The organism is Dellaglioa sp. CoH-57-MRSF-18 (genome assembly GCF_056781995.1).
Window position 1 is genome coordinate 1 of the sequence record NZ_JBXAXX010000173.1, and the last position, 317, is coordinate 317.

Consider the following 317-nt stretch of genomic DNA (forward strand, 5'->3'; position numbering starts at 1 on the left):
ATTTATGAATACGTCACCGACTGAGAACGTTACGCGGTTGACGATCCGTGTACTTGCTCCGGACTCCAAAGTATATTGCTCGAACGTCATGGGCCAACACTCAACATATTCAATGACGGCAACCACGGAGTTAGTCACGTCCAACAGATACACGAAGATTGGCTTCTTGTAGTCCGACGGGCGTCCCCAACCACCGCCCATCGTGGCAGCTGCCGTGGCACCAAATGGCGTGAGAATCGTATTGTTCCACGCCTGTAGGTACTTGAATGCTTGGTTGGAAGAGTCCGAATAGATATCTAGACGCAGGTTATCTACGC

Annotated in this window: 1 protein-coding gene; it reads right to left on the bottom strand. The window is 50.8% G+C overall.

Annotated features, from left to right (window positions below; genetic code table 11):
- Positions 1-317 (bottom strand): hypothetical protein (locus tag AC1RPG_RS08610; RefSeq protein ID WP_481762572.1); only part of this gene is annotated, 317 nt, incomplete at both ends.